Genomic DNA, 20,126 nt, shown 5'->3' with positions numbered 1-20,126 from the left:
TGCCGTGCGACCGCATGGCCGCCGCGGCAACAAGACTCAGTATACCCGGGGGAGCACCCATGGAATCGTTGTACCGAAAGTATCGCCCGCTCACCTTTGACTCCGTGGTGGGCCAGCAGCATATCGTCTCGACGCTCGAGCACGCCATCACCGAGGGGCGCCTGTCCCACGCCTACCTGTTCTGCGGACCGCGCGGCACGGGCAAGACCACCATGGCGCGCATTCTGGCCAAGGCGCTGCTGTGCCGCAATGCCGAGGCGGCGCGCGCCGAGGGTGCAAGCGGCTGCATGCCCGACGGTACTTGCGAGGAGTGCGAGCTCATTGCCGAGGGTAACCACCCCGATGTCTACGAGCTCGATGCCGCAAGCCGTACCGGCGTGGACAACGTGCGCGAGGAGATCATCAACTCCGTCAACTTTGCCCCAGTGCGCGGCAAGTACAAGATTTATATCATCGACGAGGTCCACATGCTCACGACGGCGGCGTTCAACGCGCTGCTCAAGACGCTTGAGGAGCCGCCGGCACACGTGATCTTTGTGCTGTGCACCACCGACCCGCAAAAGATTCTGGAGACCATTCTCTCACGCTGCCAGCGCTTCGATTTCCACCGCATCGGCAACGAGGATATCGAGCATCGCCTGTCTTACGTGTGCGAGCAGGAGGGCTTCGATTACGACGACGAGGCACTCGCCATTGTGGCGCGCCATGCCAAGGGCGGTATGCGCGACGCGCTTTCCACGCTGGAGCAGCTGAGCGTCTTTGGCAACGGTTCTGTGCATGCGGACGACGCCCGCTCGCTTTTGGGCGAGGTTTCGGACCAGATTCTGGGCGAGTTTTCCCGCGCCATTGCCGATCGCGATGTTGCCGAGCTCTATGGACTGATCCGTGCGCAGGTCGAGGAGGGCAATGACCTGCTGGAGCTGACGCGCGACCTGGTGGCGCATGTGCGCGACGTGTACGTTGCCTGCGTTGCCGGTGCCCGTGCCGAGCTGTTTGAGGGCGGCTCCGAGCAGGCCGAGGCACTTGCTGCCGAGGCCGCTGCCTTTGGCGAGCATCCTGCCGACCGCCTGGCCCGCGTGCTGACGGTGCTCGACGATGCCGCACTGGAGATGAGGGGCGCGAGCGACGTGCGCCTGGTGCTCGAGATTGCCTGCACGCGTCTGGCGCGTCCCGAGGCCGATTTAACGATTGAGGCATTGGCCGAGCGCGTGGCACGCCTGGAGGCCATGATTGCCAACGGCGCCGTGCCGGCGAGCGTGGCTGCTGCTCAGGCCGCCGCGCCTGCAGCATCCGTACCCGCTGCTGCCCAACAGCCGACGCTCATTTCGGGCGCTCGTGCTGCCGCTCCGGCGGCATCCGCTGCCCCCGCTGCTACGTCCGCGCGCCAGGGCGGTATGCCTTGGGACCGCGGCGCTGCTGTTCCGGCTGCCCAGCCTGCGACCAAGTCCGCGGCTCCTGCGCCGGCGCCCAGACCTGTAACGCCTGCACCTCAGCCCGTTGCGGCTCCGGCTTCCGCGCCTGCTGCATCGACCGTGTCGGTGTCCAAGCCCAACAACGCCGCCCAGGTTGCCGCCGCCGGTGCTGCCGAGACCCCCGCGGTTGAGGACGCCGGCGAGCTCCAGCGCAAATGGGCCGAGGTCGTCGAGCGCGTCAAGGCTCGTCAGGCCTCCTACGCAGGGCTTTTGCTCAACGCCCGCGCCACGGCCGACGACGGCTCCAAGCTCACGGTCTCGTTCCCCGCGGGTTCGACTTTTGCCATCAAGATGCTCGGTCGCGCCGATACGCAGTCGGTGGTCCTGCCGACGGTCTGCGCGGTCTTCGGTCGTCGTACCGTCGACTATGTCCTGGATGGGGGTGGCACGCCGGCTCCTCAACATGAGGAGCATTCTCCATCTGCACGGGCTGCGGTATCTGCGGACCCGCAACCCGTGTCCTCGGTGCCCCCTGCATCCTCGAGCGCCAGCGCGACGCAGCCAAAAGCGGCGCCGGTAGCGGCACCGACCCCGTCGGCGCCTGAACCCGCTGCGCCCAAACCGGCTGCTCCGATCCCCGCGCCCAAGTCCGCTGCCGCGCCTGCGCCCAAGTCATCCGACCTGGCTAAGGCCCCTTGGCTGCGCTCCGACAACCCTGCCGGTGCTCCTGCCACGGGCAAGCTCCCGACCGAGCCCGCGCCCCGAGCGCCCGAGCGCGCGTCCGTCCCCATGGCTCAGCCGCCTGCGCAGGCTGCGCCATGGGAATCCGAGCAGGTGCCCTACGACGATGCTATGGTCGGTGGTTTTGCTGCCGATGCCGGCGGGGACGATCTGCCCCCGTTCGACGTGCCGGGTGCGGCGTCCGCGACCAAGGCCGCTGCTGTGGCACCCGCAGCCTCTGCAAACGACGACGTCCCCGCCGCTCCCTGGGAATCCAATCCCGGTGCTGGCAGCCCCTTCGGCCATCAGGGCGCAGCCCCGAGCATCCCGCAGACCGAGGACGAGGCCAAGGCCCTCATCCGCAGCGTCTTTGGCCAGGCCACCATCTTCAAGCCGGTGGAGTAGCTGCGCAGGCGGGTATACTGCTCAAGAAGAGGACCCCTTGTCCGGGCGCATCTGTATTTCGGACATGTGTAGTGTGGTGCCGCGTATCTCGCATTCGAGCAGACAGGTGCGTGACGGTCGGCCTAGGATGCTGAGGTCGATGCGATACGTCGCATGGCTGTCCGTGTACTCGACTTGCTCGGCGTTAATGGTTGCTCCGATTGCCAAATAAACGCCTAGCTCGGCATCGACAATCTTGAAGTCCTTTATCTTGACCTTGAACTCTTGATAGAGGGACGGGCTGTTGTAGTAGACGGTTCGGGTTCCGTCGGTGCACTCATCGGTCGTCTCCCATTTGACGACGGGCTGGTCCGAGCTGGCTATCAGCAGTTCTGCTCCAAAAGCTATGGCATGGGTGATGACAACCAGCAATGCCCAGCCGACAAAGAGATAGAGAACCACATATGCAACGGGGTGTTTTGAGCGGATGTTTTGGAGCGCGTTGGGGGCATTCATGGGGCACCTCCAAATTACTATCTATGGCAATCAAATTATACCCTGCCGCCATGTGCGCCGCCTCGAGCAGCGGTTCGGCATTTAGCTATTTAGTGGCGCACATGAAATGCCGGATTCGGCTCTACTAGATTGAGTGTGCGATATTATGCAACCTTGCATAATCTTTGAGTGCGGTTTGTATTGGAGGGCATGTATATCGACTGAGGTAACACGTCCGCCCCGCTCTCTCGCCGCGCGCCGTGGTACGATTTTTGAGTTTGAAAGTCCCGCCGTGCTCCGGCTGCCCTTGCAGCTCGGCGTGCGGCCGCACGTAAAGGAGCCATCATGGCCGGTATGAACATGCAGCAGATGATGAAGCAGGCTCGCAAGATGCAGGAGCAGCTTGCCGCCGCGCAGGAGAACCTCAAGTCCCAGACCGTCGACGCCTCTGCCGGCGGCGGCATGGTCAAGGTGACCGTTAACGGCGAGATGGAGCTCGTCAACCTCACCATCGATCCCGATGCGCTCGATCCCGAGGACGTCGATATGCTGCAGGATATGATCATGGCTGCCGTCAACGAGGCCGTCCGCGGCGTCAACGAGCTCGCCAACAAGCAGATGGGCGCCATCACCGGCGGCCTCAACATCCCGGGCATGCCGTTCTAAGACACGCATATATATGAGTGCCAACCACAGTCTGCAAAAACTGCTCGATGAGCTGGGCCGTCTGCCGGGCATTGGTCCCAAGTCGGCCCAGCGCATCGCCTATTACCTGTTGGAGGCCGACGCCGAGGAGGCGCGCCGCCTGGCCGAGGCCATCCTGGAGGTCAAGCAGGAGGTCCACTTTTGCAGCCGCTGCTTTAACTACGCCACGGCCGACGAGTGCTCCATCTGCCAGGACCCGATGCGCGATACCACTCGCATTTGCGTGGTGGGCGAGCCGCGCGATGTCCAGGCGATCGAGCGCACGGGCAGCTACCACGGCCTCTACCACGTATTGGGCGGCGTGATCAGTCCCATGGACAAGATTGGCCCCGAGCAGCTGCACATTCGAGAGCTGCTGGCACGCTTGGGCCACGAGGACATCCACGAGGTCATCATCGCCACCAACCCCAATATTGAGGGCGAGACCACGGCGAGCTATCTGGCCCGTACCATCAAGCCGTTGGGCGTCGAGGTGTCGCGTCTGGCAAGCGGCCTTCCCGTGGGCGGCGACTTGGAGTATGCCGACGAGCTTACGCTTGGCCGCGCCATCGAGGCCCGTCGCGCGATTTAGGTGGCGAGCCTGCTCCTGCCGTATGTTTTCCTCACAGTCGCACGGGGTAGTCATAATTTCCCCGTGCGACTGTGAGTTTGTTGTGCAACAAAGATGCTTCGTATCCGCTTATCGCATGGATGCTTCCGCTCGCATCCTTAATTTGCTCATTCGTTGCGCAACCTTTTGGGTTCGCTGATACACTCAAATATGGATTCGAATGAATGCGCCGCTCCCGAGCGGCGTGTTTTTGTTGGAGGAGAACGCATGCGGCCCGGTGGCACTCAGACAAAGCGCGGCGCCGCGGTGCGCATACGACGCCGACTGGGCTTGGCGCCGCGGGCGTACGCACTGCTATCGTGCTCGCTGGTGCTGGTCATAGCTGGCGTTTCTGCCTATGGCATGACCGTGCCGTCCATGATGCAGGCGCATGCCGCACGCGAACCGCGCGTGGGGCATGAGGTCAAAAGCGATCTGGGCACCACGACTGGATATGCTTGGGCAAGTGTGGTCGGGCATATTGTGTTTGGCACCGACGATGCGGACGGCGCCGATGCGCCGGACAACGAGATCACGCTTGCCAACGGCAAGACCATCGTGCTCACCAACACCAAGATCATCGATCGGTTGTCCAACAATAGCGTGGCGGCAACGGTGAATAAGGTCGAGCAGCAAAAGGAACAGGACGCCCAGCAGTCCGGAAAGCCCGGTAGCTCGGATACTTCTGGCTCCGGCTCGGATTCGTCGAGTTCGGGCGGCGGCTCTGGGTCGGGTTCCTCTACCGGAGGGTCTGGAAACGGCGGCTCGACGGGCGGCAACGCTGACAACGATGCAAACTCCGGTGGCCTTTCCGCTGCTGAGGAAGAGAGCATTCACAGTTGGCTTGTGACCAAGTACAACATGCTCGACGGCTATGTTTCTCGTGCCAATGACGTGGTCTCGACCTATAACTCTACGGGAGATCCCAGGCCGTGCGACAGCCTGGTCGGGGAGATGTTTGTCATTCGAGCCGAGTTTGGTCGTCAGACATTCTCGCCCCGGTCAAAGTGGTATCAGCAGTATGCCAATCTGTGGGGCTGTTACACCAACCTATGTCAATGGGTCGGCCATTACGGCGATGATGACGTCGCGCTCGGTAACTTCAACAATAACGTGGCGGCGCTTGCCCTATGATGACCGATCTTGCATCCACCACACCACAATCGCTCGGTCGCGATCCCATGGTCGGTCTGCGCCTGGCGCGTGTCGACGGGTTTGAGCCGGCCATTGCGCTCGGCCAGGACGAACTGCCTGCCTATCTGCGTCGTTTTACGATGCTGTTTGCCGACGATGCCACCATGCGCCGTGGCGGTATCGGCCGCGTGACGCGTGCCGTCAACGCCCAAGGCGAGGCCGTGGCACTCAAACAGCTCATCTTGCCGACGCGCGATGAGTTTGACGACGATGCCGCTCACGAGGCGCTGGTCGCCAAGTTCAAGGCGGCGTTTCGCGAGGAATACGAATGCCATCGCGCCCTTTCGGGCCTTAAGGGCTTTCCCCGCCTCTATGGCTGGGGCGAGGTCGACGGTGTGCCTGCAATTGTCATGGAATGGGTCGAGGGCGAGACGCTTGCCCGCTTGCGTTCGCGACTTGCCGTGGACGATGCCGGACGCCTGTCGCCGCTTGTGGCGGCGCGTCTGGGTCGCGACCTGTTCGATCTGCTCTGCCGTATGAGCCTGGTGGGCGAGGGCTTTGTCCATCGCGATATCTCGCCCGCTAATATTATGGTGCGCACGGCGCGTCTACCGCTTGACCGGCAGCTTGCCGAGGGCACCTTTGACCTGTGCCTGATCGACTTTGGCTCGTCGCTGGCGCTTGAGCCTGCGTCGGCCGTGGCCGGTACCGGCGGCAAGGCATCCTTTACCGAGCGCTATGCCACGCTGCGTCGCGCGACGGTTGCCTATGCCCCGCCCGAGATGCTCACCGACGATATTCCCGACCTGCGCGCTTTACGTATGTCGCCGGCGATTGACGTCTATGCCGCGGCAAGCACGGTTTACGAGCTCATTGCCGGCGTCGCGCCATACGAAGCCGCGCCGAGCACTTCGGGCGCCTCGGGTTCGCGCAAAAAGACGCGCGACATCGCGAGCCCCTACCGTCTCAAGATGGACACGCGGCCCGACTATCCCATTGGTGCCCATGCGCCCGGTTGTGATTTGACTCAGCTGCTTCGTCGTGAGCCCGATGTGGCGCTCGCTGCGGCCGAGCAGGCCCAGCAGCTAGGGCTTGAGCCGGATTCCGAAGAGCTACGCGATGCGCTGGCGTTTGTCGATGCCCAGCTGTTCGACGTGGTGATGGCCTGTCTGTCCAGCCATCAAAAAGATCGTCCCGAGCCGGCAGCGGTCGAGGCGGCGCTCTCGGCGTTTTGTGACCACTATGCGCAAAATGTCGGTCGTTCGCTCCGCGGCGAGCCGCTCACGCCGTGCCCCATGGATGCGTCTGGCCGCGCGGTTCGTCGCGCGGCGATGATCGGTGCGGCGGTCGTTTGCAGCGTGGTTTGGGCTGTGGTCGTGGTTTCGGCCGCGCTGCTGGCGTCGGGCGCTCGCGTGACGGCGACTTTGGGATCGCTCGTGTGGTCTGGGTCGCTACCGGGTATTATTGCCGCACTGGCGTTGGCGCTGCCAGGCATAGCCGGCGTTGTCACGGGGGCATTTGCGCGCAATCGGCGCTCGGGGTTCCTGCAGGGTGTGCTTGCGCTTTCTGCCTGCGAGGTTCCGGTGCTGGTTGTGGCTGCATGTAGCGTATTTTCCCAACGCGCCGTGACGGGTGGCCTTGTTGCCGCTCTGGTTGCAACCTATACGCTTACGTGGTTTTTGCTTGCGATGGGCTTTGCCTTTGAACTTCCCGTTTCGGCACCGCGACGCACAAAAGCCCAGATGGCGACTCCGCTTGCCGGTGGAGCCGCAGCTGCCCGTACTTTTGGCGGACCTGTCGAAGTATCGTCCGATTCTATTTCTACGACCAAGGAGGCCTAGGTCATGGCATCTCAAGTTGAGCTCACCCCATGCGGGGCCATGTTTGACATCTTTAAGCGCGCGGCGCATCTGAGCCATATCGAGCTGTGCGGCTTGGTGCTTTCGTCCCGTCCGCTCGCCGACGGCCGCAGCCCGCAGAGCCGAGCCGCCGATCGCTCTTGGGTTTCCCGCTTTATCGTTCGCGCGCCGGTCGGCACGCTTCAGCAGCGCTACTTTGCCGAATACGGTACCTCGGCTGCGCGTATTATGTCGCAACTGGCCCTGCGCCAGCGCAATCCCATGGACTCCACGGCTGTGATCAATATGGTGTGCGGTCCTGCAGGTGAACCGATGGTACGCGCGCTCGAAGAGTGCCACCAGGACACGAATCTCTATCGCAACGCGCTCGATCGCCTGTCCCAGGCGGCGGAACTCATGCCCGCCGAGCGCGCCGAGGCCGTGCTGGTGCTGTTTGTCGCCGTCGGTTGTTCGGCGGATGTGCGGTCCTCGGTGAACTATGCCATCGACTACGCGCACGCGACCTGTGGCGGAGGCACATCCACGCCGCGTTCGCTTGGCATGTCGATGACCGCGGGCGAACGCGAACCCGCCCCGGCGCACCCCTTGGGCTTGCTGCGCGTACAAAACAGTTTTGTCGTGAGCGCCCCGCGCTGGATTCAGCCGAGTGAGCAGGGTGTTGAGATTGGCGCGCTGGCCACTGGTGAGGGCGATATTACCGACGTCGGCGACGATGTCTCGGCCCGCCATGCCCATATCTGGTGCGATGCTCAAAATATCTGGCATGTCGAGGACTTGTCGTCCACCAACGGAACCGTGGTGGTAAACGGGGCCACGCGCGTCTGCATTTAGGTCGAGCCCGGCCGTTCCGCCCAGCTCAATCCCGGCGACGAGCTCAAGCTCGGCGAATCCACTACCTACGCCATTCTCTTCGGTGCCCTCTAGCCGGCAGATAGGGACGTTCCTTTTCTGCCGGCACTTGGGGACACTCCTCGGCGCGCCAGAGCCAGTCGCCCGGGGATGGAGGGGCCATTTTGGCCCTTGGCGGTCAGTCGGGGCGAAACTAGAAGATCTTTCCGATTCGCGGCTGTTCATGCTTGTAGAGCATCTAAAACAATAGGATGTTATTCTGGAATATGCCGGGTGCGTGAACTTGCCTGTCTTAGCCTTAATAAGGTATAGGGGAGTTTGGCTCAGGGGTTCCGTCTTGTTCTTCAGCGCAGTATTGTGGGACAGATTTGCTGAGATTGGCGCCTTACACCGCAGAGCGCACGGAAGGCTCTCGATTTGTGTTCTGGCCCCAGAATACAGGGCCTGATACTTACCAACTGTGGCATGGATGTAACATCTGTAGAAATCAACCCTTTTGTTGTCGACCTTTGTAAGAAAAACACTGCCATCAACTCTTTGGATGACGAAACTAGGGTGCTTGAGGGGAGCCTTTACTCCCCTCTGAGAGATGACTCATGTTTTTCGCTTGTCGTTGTGAATCCTCCGTTACTGCCGATTCCGGATGAGATTCCTTATCCCTTCGTTTGAGATGGAGGACAATCGGGTCTGGATAAAACACTTCGTATTCTTAAGGGTGGCGATACGCATTTAGAGAAAAACGGTAAATACTGCTAATAGGGGTGACGACGATGGTGCAGGGGCGACCCGCGATGCTCTCATCAATACGTCGGATACTTGGGAAATCAGGTCTAGATGCATGTATGATGATGCTGTGTGGCTATTCAATTAATCCGCGTTCCGAATGGGTGCAGGGTATAGCTGCGACATCGTATGCTTTTGACCCGGCGCGATACTCAGATATTTCTGAGGCGGTTGACGAAGTTTATACGCACTATGCCGCGCAAGGCGTTTCGGAAGTTTGCACATCTACGTTACGGGCTTAGGTTTCTTCAAGCGAGCAGGCCGGTTGCGTTATTTCGAGCGATTTTTCTAGTCTAGACGACAAAAGGCAAAGGATTTGATGGGTATAAAACGCGGACGTTTGTGGGCGGATGCTCAAATCTATTGTGGCAATCGGGCGGTTGAAAAAGATATTTCAACCGCCCGATTGCCAGGTTCGTCGGAGGAGATGTCCGATTCCGACTCTCTTGTAGGAAGAGCTTGAGATCGTATTGGCCCAAGGCAATCTTAAAGCAGTCTCATTGGCAAATCTTCGCTCCTGTTGTGTTGAGGTGTAAGGTATCAGTGATTGATGTTTTGTGGCGGGTAGATTGGGGCCTTCCTTGATTCGATGCGTTCTCTCGAGGTTCATCAGAGCAAAAGGGGCTTTCGTCTTCATTGCTATCACGGTGATTGGAACCGCTCTCTCCTATGCCATGCCATACGTGAACGGGAAATTCTTAGATTTTCTTCTCGGTAACCGCAGCGAAAGAGACGCCGTACTCTTCGCGCTCCTGGTTGCGTCAATAGGAGTTTTCTCCACCCTCTTTACTTATTTTGCAGGAACACTTTCCATTCGCATAACCACGAGACTTTCCTTTGATCTTCTCAGGGAGGCCGTCTTGCGTTTTGAAAGAGACGATTACTTGGTGAGTCGGACCATCGATCCAGCCTATACAACGCAACGGATTATTTCCGACTCCAGCGTGGTCTCATCCTTCGTTTTGGCGAATTTTATCAGTGCGCCGCTGTCCATTGTAGCCATTCCCATCGTATTGCTTATCATATGGTCAATTGATTCAACTCTCGCGGTGTTTTCCATCATTCTCCTCATCGTGTATTTCTGTGTAATTACTGGGTTGAGGAAACTTTTGTATAGGGTCACGTATGAGAAGAAAGAGGCGGACAGCGCCTTTTACGCCGCAATTGCATCGCAGCTTAATCAGATTCTCAACATTCAACTGACATCTTCGTACGGCAAGAGCGAACAAGCGCTCGACGCTGGGTTTAAGAGCTATTTTCCCAAAGTTTTGCGCTCCGGAAAGCTATCATATTCTCTGACATCGCTCGATGGTCTTTTCGCAGCGTTGTTTCAAGCGGTGATACTTGTTGTTTCCGGAGTACGAATCATTAACGGAACTATGTCAATAGGCGAGTACACTATCATCGGTACATACTTCGCGGTTCTCTTTAAGACTTTGAAAAGTATGATGTCATTGTTCAAATCCTATCAAGATGCCAAAGCATCATGGGATAGGACGGCTATCGCGACGAGAGAAAAGGAGAGATCGGGGTGGAATCGGACCGATTTAGCTAAACTCGATGAAATAAATGACATTTCGGTATCTGATTTGGAATTCTCGGTTGCCCTTCCAGACGGATCTGTCCGAGAGGTCCTCGGCGGGTTTTCTTTCAAGTTTTCCGGTCCTGGTACATATTGCATAGTTGGGGAAAACGGAAGAGGCAAGACGTCACTTCTTTACTTGATACTCGGGCTATACTCATCGAAAGGCAAAGTAAAATACAACGGCGTGCCAATCGAAGAATGCGACTTGGATTACATACGTGCGAGAGAGATATCGTGCTGCCCACAGTCGTGCTTCGCGCCGGACGAAACGGTGAAAGAGCTGTTAGAGTATTTCGACACGCCCTTTTCTTCCTATCACCGGGGTGTAGATGGCCTACTTTCGCTGGAAAACAGCGTGAAGGAGTTGCTCGGGAAACGTTGCTCCGCGCTTTCGGGCGGTGAGCTGCGCCGAGTGTACTTATGGTCGGCGATTTCACGCAAGTCGTCAGTTTTGGTACTCGACGAGCCCACGACTGGGTTAGACGCTGTAAGCCGCGCCGAGCTTGCGGCCTATGTTAAGCGCAACAAGCAAAGCCAGCTGATCATCGTTGTCTCTCACGATGACGAGATGGTCGGCGCGGTAGAAGGGGTAGTGGATTTAGGCAGCATGTACCAGGGTAAATGATGACAAGTGTAGTGCTACCCAACTGGCAGAGATAACAAAAAGGCGATGCAGATGCACGTAGCATTCAGGCGGTTCGGACTCGGTGCCTTCACGCCATCGCAACGCTTTCAGATATAGTTCTCGTTCTCTTACTAAAGGAAACTTTAGTCTACGTCATCTTGTCGAGACAGAGGTGAAGCGAAGTGTTGTCGCGACGTATCTTATTCCAGGTGGCTCAGTATCAGCGTGAGAATCGCACCAAAGTGTACTTACGATTCTCGTGTCCCACGGACAACATGAGCTGAGCATTGAGGTTCCACCCTTTGCTGCAACTACACGGGGTTGGACGGCAATGAATATGCCGGGCCGCATACCACGCGCAGCGGGGGTCCATGTCCCAGTATGTTGCCTACAGCAGCCTCGATGTCCACGCACACATCATCTCTGCCTTCGCGTTCAATCCATTTGCCGGAGAGTGCGAGGGCTGCCAGGCCGTAGAATTCGAGCCGAACAAATGAAATGCGGTATCAGCGCATAGGATTAAACTGACGATTGCTTTGCACTGAGAATACGCTTGGAAAGCCGCTATGGGTGGCGGCCCGGGTTAAATAGAGAAGCCCGTCCGATCACTTTCATGTGGCGAACGGTCGGGCTTCTTATTCCACTTGCCAATGCTCGGCTCATATTGGAAGAAAGCTACGCTAATGTTTGCGTGACACTCCTATTTTCTCCGAAGAAAGAGTCGGATAATGAAGAATAGAATTAAAAAAGGTGCCAGATATAACGCAAGTATAAAGGCTAATCCAACGAGACCTTGCAATAATGGCATAACTCCTCCCAGACACGAGATTTTGGTATTTGTTCCCATCTTATTCTGAATTGGACCAAATAGTTCCTAGCCACAAAACTACTCGTCAACTGGATCGCACCAATCTGCTGGCAAAACACAGCTTGATTCTTTATCGACATAGCACCAATCCGCAACAGGGCACTCGGCGATGTCGTAAAAATTGCATATATCAACTCCAAGACAACAAGGCTCAACGGGAGGATGTTCATTTGAACCAACAGGATGGATATGCTTCATAACAGCTCCTCACCTTAATCCAATTAGAGACTACGTTTGATCAATGCCACAGTGATCTACAACGCAGATGCTGCCGCCATCCATGTCATAGTCGCAGTAATCGTATGCACCACAGCCATCTGCTTTATCATAAACAGTACAGATGTCAGTAATGCCCAAGAGGCAGTCAAAAGACATCGGCTTCACGCCTGCCTCGTCGCCACTTCCTGGATTAATCGGATGAATATGCTTCACGACTACCTCCCTTTGAGTGCAGAAAAACCTCAATATTGTGTATAACAAACCAAGATGTCTAGTTCACCATATTTCTAGAATGGTTTCGGCGAACGTAGCAATAAGCTTCGCAGACGGTAATCAGAAGAACGAACACCTCCACAATGGTGACAGCAATGCGCTGAACCGCTTATTCCGATACAGTAGCTTCTCGTTGATTTTTCTCCTGCGAAGATGAGTGGCGGGAAATAAGGTCAAAAGCCATCTCGTAGCACATTTTTCTATATTCACATGATGCAGGGTGTAGACTCTTGGGCAAGTAGCCGTGCTCGTCTGCAGCCTCCCAGCTACAGCCCCCACCACAGAAAGACCGAGCCCAACAGTCCGTACAGTCAATTCTTTTTTCGACACCCTGACTCCAGTTTTCAATATACCTAGTTTCGTCAATTCCGGTGACGATGTTGCCCATTTTGAATCGCATCATCCCGACAAACCTGTGACAGGGGTATACGTCCCCTTCGGGAGTCACGGAAATAAAACGCCTGCCAGCCCCGCATCCGACAAAGGCGATCCTGTTGCTCATAATCAAATCAACTGCAGTTTTCAATGTTCTAAACAAGGGCTTTTCCCCTTGATCAATCTGTTTGAGATATTGATCCGCCAAATCTATTAGGCCCGCCCTGATTTTGTTTAATGAGTGTTCGTCGAGTTTGATATTCTCATCGAATGAGCTCACGGGCGAGAAGTAAATCCTTCTGAAGCCCATCTCTTTAAACTGAAGATAGTCTTCAACAAGGTTACAGTTATTATTTGTTAAGGTCGCTCTTGCGCCGAAGGGGAACGACTCGGAAAAACGACGAACGTTTTTGTCGATATCGGAGAAAGAGCCGCCTCCCGTCTTGTACGGGCGCGATGCATCGTGCTTGCATCCTGTACCATCGAGACTAATCAGAACAGAAAACCCGTGCTCCTTGAAAGAATTCACAGCAGTGTCATTCAAAAGCGTTCCGTTGGTCGTAATAGAATAGGTAAAGTTTCTATTGGGGTATATTCTTTTTGAATAGTCGACCGTTTTCCATATCAGCGGCTCGTTAATCATGGGTTCCCCACCAAAAAAGACGATCGCAAGCGTTTCGTTTTCCGATGAACTTGCGACGAGGTAGTCGACCGCCTTGAAGGCTATCTCGTCTGTCATCAGCAGAGGAGACGTTCCATAATCTCCTTTACCGGCAAAACAGTAACTACAACCAAGGTTGCATGCATGTGAAACGTGGAGTTCGATGGATCTAAGTTTTCGAGGCGTGTCTTTTGTTAAGAAAGTCCGCTCAGACAATCGTTGATACTCATCAATGTCGTCTTCAAGTTCTGCTATGGTCGTTTGGTCGTAGCCTTTCGCAGCAAGTGACTTTGTTAGCAACTTCGAGTTGACCGTTCTTCCCGATGCTTCAAATATGCGAAGCGCATCTTCTGATGCTTGGTCAACCTGAAAGCAATTGCGAGTGACCTCATCGAAGCAGTAACGACGATCACTTACTGAGAAAAAATGCATACGTTCCTCAATTTCATGCTGGACTGGCACTAACCTTGTTTATTGTTGCGCAGCTATAAAAAACCACCAGCGGGGATTCGGTGTGCGGCCCAATCGGACTCCCAAAAGGTTCTATTTGAGACTGGCAAGCTTTGTGTTGTTGGCACTTCGACAGCGCTCTTTATTCCAACATGGAGCCTCGCAGTTTGAGTCGACTTGCCTCTGGAAGGTCCGATCTTAACTTGATTTAGGATGAAAACAGATTACAGGCGCGCTCCTCTAGAAAGAAAGGAAACCAATCGCCGCCTTTCACCAGGAAAGTTTTTATAGCCCACCTCGAGCAAAATGAAAGATGCGAGAGCGATTGGGGAACAACGCGAATCTCCCCTTTTGGGTGGGAGCGAGCCTTCAGCCACCGGCGAACGACTCGCCCTGGTCAGAATCTGGAAGTGGTGCCGGGCCGCTTGGGCCTCCCCGGTGACTTCGTGGGGCTTACCTGCCTGACGTCGAGGAGTACATCCGCAAGATTCGTTCCCTATGCCGTTTGCTCTCACGCCCGCCTTAGTTCCAAGTCGGGCGAGCCGCCGCGCTCATGCGACCCGTGGCGGCGACACGTCGACGCCGCGCTCGCTGAGCACATCTTCGGTCGCGGGCGAGCACGAGGTCGCGCCGGCGCATCCGCTGGGACTGCTGTGCGTGCAAAACGGCTACGTGGTGAGCGTCCCGCGCTGGATTCAGCCGAGTGAGGAAGGCGTTGAGATCGGCGCGCTGGCAACGGGGGAGGGCGGCATCACCGACGACGTCTCGGCCCGCCATGCCCATATCTGGTGCGACGAGTCTGGCGCATGGTTTGTCGAGGACCTGTCGTCCACTAACGGCACCGTGGTGGTAAACGGGGTCACGAGTGTGTGTATTCAAGTAGAGCCCGGCCGCTCCGCCCAGCTCAACCCCGGCGACGAGCTCAAACTCGACGAATCCACCACCTACGCCATCCTGCTCGGCGCCCTCTAGCCGGCAGTTAGGGACGTTCCTTTCCTGCCGGTACTTGGGGACACTCCTTGGCGCGTCAGAGCCAGTCGTCCGGGGATGGAGGGACCATTCTGGCCTTTGGCGGTCACCCGAGGTAAACCTTTACCGCCCGCCTATATTTGTCGAAATTACACTTAACGGCGGGGTACAATAAACCCGCATGCGGATTTCCGTTGCGGGCGCTTCCCATCGCCGGGGCGTGCCCGGGAGCATCCGGCATGCGGCCTTTGCGGCGCTCGGTCATGTGCAAGACGGGCGGTCGGGTCTGTGGGGCGCATCAGCTGCCCCTCGCCTCGGCATGTCTTCTCTCCACGCCACGTACCTGCTGCTGAGCCTGCCTGCCAGATGATTGGAAGCAACAGCGTAAATCCCATCACGCCAACATCCCGGCGATCGCCGGGGCCTGTATACCTATATGAGAGGAGAGGGGTATATGGCGCGTAAGTTTAAGTCTATGGACGGCAACGAGGCGGCCGCATATGTTTCGTATGCGTACACCGAGGTAGCGGGAATCTATCCCATTACGCCGTCCAGCCCGATGGCCGACCATGTCGACCAGTGGGCGGCCCAGGGTCGCAAGAACATCTTCGGCACCCCGGTCAAGGTCGTCGAGATGGAGTCCGAGGCAGGTGCAGCCGGTACCGTTCACGGTTCGCTGGGCGCCGGTGCTCTGACCACCACCTACACGGCTTCTCAGGGTTTGCTCCTGATGATCCCGAACATGTACAAGATCGCGGGCGAGCAGCTCCCGGGCGTCTTCCACGTCTCCGCGCGTTGCGTCGCTTCCCACGCCCTGAACATTTTTGGCGATCACTCCGACGTCATGGCCTGTCGTCAGACCGGCTTCGCCATGCTCGCCGAGGGTAACGTCCAGGAGGTCATGGACCTCTCGCCGGTGGCTCACCTTGCCGCCATCGAGGGTAAGACCCCGTTCCTTAACTTCTTCGACGGCTTCCGCACCAGCCACGAGATCCAGAAGGTCGCCATGTGGGACTACAAGGATCTGGCCGAGATGTGCGACATGGACGCCGTCCAGGCTTTCCGCGACCACGCGCTCAACCCTGAGCACCCGCACACCCGCGGCAGCCACGAGAACGGCGACATCTTCTTCCAGAACCGCGAGGCCTGCAACAAGGTCTACGACGAGCTTCCCGCCGTCGTCGAGGGCTACATGAAGAAGATCAACGAGAAGCTCGGCACCGATTACGGCCTGTTCAACTACTACGGCGCTCCCGATGCCGACCGCGTCGTCGTGTGCATGGGCTCCTTCTGCGACGTGCTCGAGGAAGTCATCGACTACCTCAACGCTCACGGCGAGAAGGTCGGCCTGGTCAAGGTTCGTCTGTTCCGTCCGTTCTCCATCAAGCACTTCGTCGACGTTCTCCCCGAGACCGTCCAGAAGATCGCCGTCATGGACCGTACCAAGGAGCCGGGTTCCATCGGCGAGCCGCTCTACCAGGACGTCGTCTCCGCTCTCTACGAGGCCGGCAAGACGGGCATCAAGGTCGTCGGCGGCCGTTATGGCCTGGGCAGCAAGGACACGCCTCCCGCGTCCGCGTTCGCTGTCTTCGAGGAGCTCAAGAAGGACGAGCCCAAGCGCGAGTTCACCATCGGCATTGTCGATGACGTGACCAACCTGAGCCTGCCCGAGGCCGAGGATGCGCCCAACACCGCAGCCCCCGGCACCATCGAGTGCAAGTTCTGGGGTCTGGGTGGCGACGGTACCGTCGGCGCCAACAAGAACTCGATCAAGATCATCGGCGATCACACCGACAAGTACGTTCAGGCCTACTTCCAGTACGACTCCAAGAAGACCGGCGGCGTCACCGTTTCGCACCTGCGCTTTGGTGATTCCCCGATCCGTTCGCCGTACTACGTGACCAAGGCCGACTTTGTCGCCTGCCACAACCCCAGCTACATCGTCAAGGGCTTCAAGATGGTCCGCGACGTCAAGCCGGGTGGCACCTTCCTGGTCAACTGCCAGTGGAGCGACGAGGAGTTCGCCGAGCACATGCCCGCCGTGGCCAAGCGCTACATCGCGAACAACAACGTCAACGTCTACCTGATCGACGCTATCGACCTGGCCGCTAAGGTCGGCATGGGCAAGCGCACCAACACGGTGCTCCAGTCCGCCTTCTTCGCGCTGGCCAAGGTCCTGCCCGCCGAGGACGCCCTGCAGTACATGAAGGACGCGGCTACCAAGTCCTACATGAAGAAGGGCCAGGCTATCGTCGACGCCAACCACAAGGCCATCGATGCCGGCGCTACCGCCTTCCGTAAGTTCGAGGTTCCGGCCGACTGGGCTACCGCCGAGGATGCCGCTCCCGTCGAGCTCTCCGAGGAGACCAAGTCCGCCATCGCCCAGCAGGTCAAGAGCCTGCTCGAGCCCATCGATCGCATGGACGGCGACAGCCTGCCTGTTTCCGCCTTCGTCGATTGCGCCGACGGCCAGTTTGAGCTGGGCGCCTCCGCATACGAGAAACGCGGCGTCGCCGTAGTCGTTCCCCACTGGGACGAGACCAAGTGCATCCAGTGCAACCAGTGCGCCTACGTGTGCCCGCATGCCACCATCCGTCCGTTCGCGATGACCGAGGACGAGGCTGCCGCCGCGCCCGAGGCTACCCGCACGCTCGACGCCATGGGCCCCAAGGCCAAGGGCATGAAGTTCACCATGGCTGTGTCCCCGCTCGACTGCATGGGCTGCACCAACTGCGTCAAGGTCTGCCCCAAGGGCGCCCTCGAGATGGTTCCCACCGAGCAGGAGATGGACCAGCAGCCCGTTTGGGACTACATGGTCGAGAACGTCTCCGAGAAGAAGGAGCTCATCGCGGCCAACGTCAAGGGCAGCCAGTTTAAGCAGCCCTACCTGGAGTTCTCCGGCTCCTGCGCCGGCTGCGCCGAGACCGCCTATGCACGTCTGGTGACCCAGGTCGCCGGCGACCGCATGTTCATTTCCAACGCCACCGGCTGCTCCTCCATTTGGGGCAACCCCGCTGCCACCGCTCCTTACTGCAAGGACAAGGACGGTCACGGCCCGGCGTGGAATAACTCCCTGTTCGAGGACAATGCCGAGCACGGTCTGGGCATGGCCGTTGGCTATGAGGCCGTTCAGCACAAGCTGATCGCCGCTACCCAGGACATCATCGCTGCCGATGGTCCGTCCGATGAGCTCAAGGCCGCCGGCCAGGCTTGGATCGACTCCGTCAACGACGCCGAGGCCTCCAAGACCGCTGCCGCTGCCTACGTTGCCGAGCTCGAGAAGTGCGGCTGCGACGCTTCCAAGGCGATCCTCGCCGACAAGGCTTACCTCACCAAGAAGTCCTTCTGGATCTTCGGCGGCGACGGCTGGGCCTACGACATCGGCTTCGGTGGCCTGGACCACGTCCTGGCTTCCGGCCACAACGTCAACGTCTTCGTCTTCGACACCGAGGTCTACTCCAACACCGGCGGTCAGGCCTCCAAGGCCTCGAACCTGGGCCAGGTCGCTCAGTTCGCCGCTGCCGGTAAGGTGACCAAGAAGAAGTCTCTGGCCGAGATTGCCATGAGCTACGGCTACGTCTACGTGGCGCAGGTCGCCATGGGCGCCAACCCGGCTCAGACCCTCAAGGCCATTCACGAGGCCGAGGCCTACGACGGCCCGTCCCTCATCATCGGCTACAGCCCCTGCGAGATGCACTCCATCAAGAAGGGCGGCATGCAGAACTGCCAGGCCGAGATGAAGAAGGCTGTCGAGTGCGGTTACTGGAACCTCTTCCGCTTCAACCCCGAGGCTGCTGCCGGCAAGAAGTTCTCGCTCGATTCCAAGGAGCCCGCGGGCGGTTATCAGGAGTTCCTGATGAACGAGGCCCGTTACGCTTCGCTGACGCGTTCCTTCCCCGAGCGCGCCGAGGAGCTCTTCAAGGAGAATGAGCAGGCTGCTATGGACCGCTATCAGCACCTGCTGAAGCTCAAAACGGTGTATAACGAGGCCTAGGTCTCCCACCGCAGGATCTGAGGGCTGACCTTCGCGGACGTCCTCGGACATGAAAGAACCCCCGCTGCGCACTACGTGCGGCGGGGGTTCTTTCGTCCTGACGCTCCTATTTGGCAAGGTGTTTTTTAGAATCCATTTTGCGCTCGGCCTCGAAGGCTTGCCTGTCCCAATCGAGCGGAAGTCCGGCCTCGACCCATGCCTCGTAGGCCCTCCTTATGGGCTTGAGCTCCCTTTGGCCCCTCTCCAGCATCGAGATGTACTTCTCGCTGGTGCCCAGTATGGACGCCGCCCTCACCTGGCTGACCCTCGCCGCGCGCCTGGCCGCCACGAGCTCCGAGGCGTCCTCGGGCCTCCTGATCTCGTGCGGGCGCATCAGCGCCCGGTACGCCTCCCTGGCCACGTAGCGCTTGAGGCACCTCATGACCTCCCTGTCGCTCTTTCCCCGCGCCCTCGCCCTCTCGGCGTACTCGGCGGTCTCGGGGCCGCGCATGACCCTCTGCCTCGCGATCTCGTGCAGCGCGCTGTTCGCCTGCCGGTCGCCGCCCCTGTTGAGCCTGTGCCTCACGGTCTTGCCGCTCGAGGCGGGGATGGGGCAGGCGCCGCATATCGCCGCGAACGACGCCTCGGAGCGCAGCCTGCCCGGGTTGTCCCCGGCCGCGACCGCGAGCTTGGCCGCGCTCACGGGCCCGCACCCGTACATCGCCAGCAGCGCGGGGCAGTTCTCCTCCAGGGACGCCTCGATCGCGCGCTCCATGTCGAGCGCCGCGTCGCGCGCCGCCGCCCACAGGTCCGCCAGCGCGCCCTCGGCGCGCACGGAGGGGAGCTCCTCCATCAGCCTCGGCCCTCCCATGCCGCGGAACCTCGACCTGAGCCCCTCCGGCGCGGTGGTGAGCAGCGACCTCGCGGTGTTGATCGCCGAGGTCCGCGCCTTCACCGCCCCGGAGCGCGCCGCGAGCATGCAGCGCACCCCGTCGACCCACCCGTCCTGGCTCTTGGGGGTCCCGAGCCTTGAGCCGGACATCGCCGCGCGGGCGGCCCTCTCCGCGTCCGCCTCGTCGCACTTTCCCTGCCCCGGGCGCCTCCTCTGCGTCCTCGCCGGGGAGAGCGCCTCGCGCACGGGCATCCCCAGCGACGCGAGGTGCCTGGTGAGGCCCGCCCCGTAGGACGACGTCCCCTC

Annotated in this window: 14 protein-coding genes and 1 pseudogene; 10 read left to right on the top strand and 5 right to left on the bottom strand. The window is 59.1% G+C overall.

Annotated elements, in window-relative coordinates:
• The first annotated feature begins 59 nt into the window (after positions 1-59).
• A complete protein-coding gene (dnaX, locus tag KSY82_RS07520) occupies positions 60-2,537 on the top strand; it encodes a DNA polymerase III subunit gamma/tau (RefSeq protein ID WP_117746471.1) in 2,478 nt (825 codons plus the stop codon).
• A gap of 21 nt (positions 2,538-2,558) precedes the next feature.
• Here the strand turns inward: dnaX and KSY82_RS07515 are convergent, their stop codons facing one another.
• Positions 2,559-3,032, bottom strand: a complete 474-nt coding sequence (locus KSY82_RS07515) for a hypothetical protein (protein ID WP_117746470.1) — start codon at positions 3,030-3,032, stop codon at positions 2,559-2,561.
• A gap of 324 nt (positions 3,033-3,356) precedes the next feature.
• On the opposite strand from KSY82_RS07515, the gene KSY82_RS07510 reads away from it, so the two are divergent.
• The 7 genes and pseudogenes from KSY82_RS07510 (at position 3,357) to KSY82_RS07480 (ending at position 11,140) form a co-directional block, all read left to right on the top strand.
• Positions 3,357-3,677, top strand: a complete 321-nt coding sequence (locus tag KSY82_RS07510; RefSeq protein WP_006235174.1) for a YbaB/EbfC family nucleoid-associated protein — start codon at positions 3,357-3,359, stop codon at positions 3,675-3,677.
• A gap of 13 nt (positions 3,678-3,690) precedes the next feature.
• On the top strand, positions 3,691-4,287 hold the full coding sequence (recR, locus tag KSY82_RS07505; protein ID WP_006235173.1) for a recombination mediator RecR: 597 nt from the start codon (positions 3,691-3,693) through the stop codon (positions 4,285-4,287).
• A gap of 246 nt (positions 4,288-4,533) precedes the next feature.
• The gene (locus KSY82_RS07500; protein WP_217750803.1) at positions 4,534-5,439 is read left to right on the top strand and encodes a hypothetical protein; all 906 of its coding nucleotides are present in this window, start codon (positions 4,534-4,536) and stop codon (positions 5,437-5,439) included.
• On the top strand, positions 5,436-7,280 hold the full coding sequence (locus KSY82_RS07495; RefSeq protein ID WP_217750802.1) for a serine/threonine protein kinase: 1,845 nt from the start codon (positions 5,436-5,438) through the stop codon (positions 7,278-7,280). The genes KSY82_RS07500 and KSY82_RS07495 overlap by 4 nt, the downstream gene beginning before the upstream one ends.
• A 3-nt stretch (positions 7,281-7,283) precedes the next feature.
• Positions 7,284-8,129, top strand: coding sequence for an FHA domain-containing protein (locus KSY82_RS07490; RefSeq protein ID WP_217750800.1), 846 nt, complete (start codon positions 7,284-7,286; stop codon positions 8,127-8,129).
• A 417-nt stretch (positions 8,130-8,546) separates the two neighbouring features.
• A pseudogene (locus KSY82_RS10575) lies at positions 8,547-8,816 on the top strand (methyltransferase); the annotation flags it as partial.
• Between the two features lie 695 nt (positions 8,817-9,511).
• Complete coding sequence (locus KSY82_RS07480; RefSeq protein WP_198019888.1) at positions 9,512-11,140, top strand: ATP-binding cassette domain-containing protein; 1,629 nt, start codon at positions 9,512-9,514, stop codon at positions 11,138-11,140.
• 886 nt (positions 11,141-12,026) lie between these two features.
• On the opposite strand, the gene KSY82_RS07475 is transcribed toward KSY82_RS07480, so the two are convergent.
• From KSY82_RS07475 to KSY82_RS07465, 3 genes are all read right to left on the bottom strand, one after another.
• Positions 12,027-12,206 carry a hypothetical protein gene (locus KSY82_RS07475; RefSeq protein WP_147324165.1) on the bottom strand — a complete coding sequence of 60 codons (180 nt, stop codon included), beginning with the start codon at positions 12,204-12,206 and terminating at the stop codon, positions 12,027-12,029.
• Between the two features lie 30 nt (positions 12,207-12,236).
• On the bottom strand, positions 12,237-12,440 hold the full coding sequence (locus tag KSY82_RS07470) for a hypothetical protein (protein WP_124785779.1): 204 nt from the start codon (positions 12,438-12,440) through the stop codon (positions 12,237-12,239).
• A 169-nt stretch (positions 12,441-12,609) separates the two neighbouring features.
• A complete protein-coding gene (locus KSY82_RS07465) occupies positions 12,610-13,968 on the bottom strand; it encodes a radical SAM/SPASM domain-containing protein (protein WP_082421808.1) in 1,359 nt (452 codons plus the stop codon).
• 516 nt (positions 13,969-14,484) lie between these two features.
• On the opposite strand from KSY82_RS07465, the gene KSY82_RS07460 reads away from it, so the two are divergent.
• Both KSY82_RS07460 and nifJ read left to right on the top strand, forming a co-directional pair.
• Positions 14,485-14,958, top strand: a complete 474-nt coding sequence (locus KSY82_RS07460) for an FHA domain-containing protein (RefSeq protein WP_217750799.1) — start codon at positions 14,485-14,487, stop codon at positions 14,956-14,958.
• Positions 14,959-15,409: 451 nt separating this feature from the next.
• Positions 15,410-18,949, top strand: a complete 3,540-nt coding sequence (gene nifJ, locus KSY82_RS07455) for a pyruvate:ferredoxin (flavodoxin) oxidoreductase (RefSeq protein WP_217750797.1) — start codon at positions 15,410-15,412, stop codon at positions 18,947-18,949.
• Between the two features lie 106 nt (positions 18,950-19,055).
• Here nifJ and KSY82_RS07450 read toward each other — a convergent pair.
• Positions 19,056-20,126, bottom strand: a 1,071-nt coding sequence (locus KSY82_RS07450; protein ID WP_217752377.1) for a transposase, incomplete at its 5' end; no start/stop codon positions are given.

The organism is Collinsella aerofaciens, assembly GCF_019131995.1.
Classification (GTDB): Bacteria; Actinomycetota; Coriobacteriia; order Coriobacteriales; family Coriobacteriaceae; genus Collinsella; species Collinsella aerofaciens_S.
This window is presented reverse-complemented; position numbering and strand designations above follow the sequence as displayed.